The organism is Streptomyces sp. NPDC127084 (assembly GCF_042724175.1).
In the GTDB taxonomy this organism is placed as follows: Bacteria; Actinomycetota; Actinomycetes; order Streptomycetales; family Streptomycetaceae; genus Streptomyces.
Map to the genome: position 1 here is coordinate 1 of NZ_JBHXFA010000257.1, position 2,821 is coordinate 2,821.

Sequence of the window (2,821 nt, forward strand, 5' to 3'; positions counted from 1 at the left end):
GGGCAACACCGACCACCCAGCCGGCCGGAGTGTCCGGCCTCAAGCTCCCCCAGACTTCGTCCGGGGGACCCCCATGCCCACCGCTACGGGGTGCGGAACACCGCGACGCCCCGCGCCCCGTGCGACGGGGCACCACGGGTGCGGGACACCGCGAAACCCGGCCACCCCGCAGAGCGAGGTCTCCCGAAAACGAGCCACGCGCTCACCATTGGCCCTTGCAGTGGACTGGGCCGGCCCTGTTTCCTCATCCGGAGCGTCCCCGCACCGGGGGTGCCGAACACACCACCGCACCGTGCGGAGCACTACCGCAACAACCCGAATGAGGTCGATCGTGTCCAGCACGCTTCCCACGCCCCAGTCCCCCGAGACCGGCACCGCCCGCGTCAAGCGCGGTATGGCCGAGCAGCTCAAGGGCGGCGTGATCATGGATGTAGTCACCCCCGAGCAGGCGAAGATCGCCGAGGACGCGGGTGCCGTGGCGGTCATGGCCCTGGAGCGGGTGCCGGCGGACATCCGCAAGGACGGCGGCGTCGCGCGGATGTCGGACCCCGACATGATCGAGGGCATCATCGAGGCCGTCTCCATCCCGGTGATGGCCAAGTCCCGGATCGGCCACTTCGTCGAGGCCCAGGTGCTCCAGTCCCTTGGTGTCGACTACATCGACGAGTCCGAGGTGCTGACCCCGGCCGACGAGGTCAACCACTCCGACAAGTGGGCCTTCACCACCCCGTTCGTCTGCGGTGCCACCAACCTGGGCGAGGCCCTGCGCCGTATCGCCGAGGGTGCTGCCATGATCCGCTCCAAGGGCGAGGCCGGCACCGGCAACGTCGTGGAGGCCGTGCGCCACCTGCGTCAGATCAAGAACGAGATCGCCAAGCTGCGCGGCTTTGACAACAACGAGCTGTACGCCGCCGCCAAGGAGCTGCGCGCCCCGTACGAGCTCGTCAAGGAGGTCGCCGAGCTCGGCAAGCTGCCGGTCGTGCTGTTCTCCGCCGGTGGTGTCGCCACCCCCGCCGATGCCGCGCTGATGCGCCAGCTCGGCGCCGAGGGCGTCTTCGTCGGCTCCGGAATCTTCAAGTCGGGGGACCCGGCCAAGCGAGCCGCGGCCATCGTGAAGGCCACCACCTTCTACGACGACCCGAAGATCATCGCGGACGCTTCCCGCAACCTGGGCGAGGCCATGGTCGGCATCAACTGCGACACCCTCCCCGAGGCCGAGCGCTACGCCAACCGCGGCTGGTAACACCCATGAGCAACACTCCCCTTATCGGGGTCCTGGCCCTCCAGGGCGACGTCCGGGAGCACCTGATCGCCCTGGCCGCGGCAGATGCCGTGGCCAGGCCGGTCCGGCGGCCCGAGGAGCTCGCCGAGGTCGACGGCCTCGTCATTCCCGGCGGCGAGTCCACCACCATCTCCAAGTTGGCACATCTCTTCGGGCTGATGGAGCCGCTGCGTGAGCGTGTTCGCGCGGGCATGCCGGTCTACGGCACCTGCGCGGGTCTGATCATGCTCGCCGACAAGATCCTCGACCCGCGCTCGGGTCAGGAGACCATCGGCGGTATCGACATGATCGTGCGCCGAAACGCCTTCGGGCGCCAGAACGAGTCCTTCGAGTCCGCGGTCGAGGTCAAGGGGATCGAAGACGGGCCCGTGGAGGGCGTCTTCATCCGCGCGCCGTGGGTGGAGTCAGTCGGCGCGGAGACCGAGGTGCTCGCCGAGCACGGCGGCCATATCGTCGCCGTACGGCAGGGAAACGCGCTGGCCACCTCGTTCCATCCGGAACTTACCGGTGACCACCGGGTCCACGCCCTGTTTGTCGACATGGTGCGCTCCGCGCGGTGACCTGGTCCCGGTAGGATCACAGACGGACACAGCAGGGATTGGTTACGCGAAGGAGACAGGCAGATGTCCGGCCACTCTAAATGGGCCACGACGAAGCACAAGAAGGCCGTGATCGACGCCAAGCGCGGCAAGCTCTTCGCGAAGCTGATCAAGAACATCGAGGTCGCGGCGCGCACCGGTGGTGCGGACGGGGAGGGCAACCCGACGCTCTTCGACGCCATCCAGAAGGCGAAGAAGCAGTCGGTGCCCAACAAGAACATCGACTCCGCGGTCAAGCGCGGCGCCGGGCTCGAGGCCGGCGGCGCCGACTACGAGACGATCATGTACGAGGGCTACGGCCCGAACGGTGTCGCGGTGCTCATCGAGTGCCTCACCGACAACCGCAACCGCGCCGCGTCCGACGTGCGGGTCGCCATGACCCGCAACGGCGGCTCGATGGCCGACCCCGGCTCGGTGTCGTACCTGTTCAACCGGAAGGGCGTCGTCGTCCTGCCGAAGGGCGAGCTGACCGAGGACGACGTGCTCGGCGCGGTGCTTGACGCCGGTGCCGAGGAGGTCAACGACCTCGGCGAGAACTTCGAGGTCATCAGCGAGGCCACCGACCTGGTCGCGGTGCGTACCGCGCTCCAGGAGGCCGGTATCGACTACGACTCCGCCGAGGCCAACTTCGTCCCGACCATGCAGGTCGAGCTGGACGAGGAGGGCGCGCGCAAGATCTTCAAGCTGATCGACGCGCTGGAGGACAGCGACGACGTGCAGAACGTCTTCGCCAACTTCGATGTCTCGGACGACGTCATGGAGAAGGTCGACGCCTGATCCCGCTTCGTACGACGGGGGGGCGGGGGGCCCCTGGCCCGCCGGCCCGGGCCGGTTGGGGGGGGGGGGGGTGGGTGTTGTTTGTGTGGGCCCCCGGCCGGAGGGGTTTTGCGGGGGGTTTTTTCGCGGGCGTCCACGCGGCCCAGGGCCCAGCCGTCGGCCA

At 68.7% G+C, this 2,821-nt stretch carries 3 protein-coding genes; all 3 read left to right on the plus strand.

Annotation, left to right across the window (positions count from 1 at the left end; genetic code table 11):
- Window positions 1-319 precede the first annotated feature (319 nt).
- Entirely contained in the window at window positions 320-1,243 is a 924-nt protein-coding gene (gene pdxS, locus ACFWI9_RS32430) for a pyridoxal 5'-phosphate synthase lyase subunit PdxS (RefSeq protein ID WP_387168338.1), read from the plus strand.
- A 5-nt stretch (window positions 1,244-1,248) separates the two neighbouring features.
- A complete protein-coding gene (gene pdxT, locus ACFWI9_RS32435; protein ID WP_387168341.1) occupies window positions 1,249-1,842 on the plus strand; it encodes a pyridoxal 5'-phosphate synthase glutaminase subunit PdxT in 594 nt (197 codons plus the stop codon).
- Between the two features lie 63 nt (window positions 1,843-1,905).
- Window positions 1,906-2,658 carry a YebC/PmpR family DNA-binding transcriptional regulator gene (locus tag ACFWI9_RS32440; RefSeq protein ID WP_387168344.1) on the plus strand — a complete coding sequence of 251 codons (753 nt, stop codon included), beginning with the start codon at window positions 1,906-1,908 and terminating at the stop codon, window positions 2,656-2,658.
- Window positions 2,659-2,821 lie beyond the last annotated feature (163 nt).

Coding starts and splice junctions, on each gene's coding strand:
- pdxS (WP_387168338.1), top strand. CDS start 320: ATGAGGTCGATCGTGTCCAGCACGCTTCCCACGCCCCAGTCCCCCGAG.
- pdxT (WP_387168341.1), top strand. CDS start 1,249: ATGAGCAACACTCCCCTTATCGGGGTCCTGGCCCTCCAGGGCGACGTC.
- ACFWI9_RS32440 (WP_387168344.1), top strand. CDS start 1,906: ATGTCCGGCCACTCTAAATGGGCCACGACGAAGCACAAGAAGGCCGTG.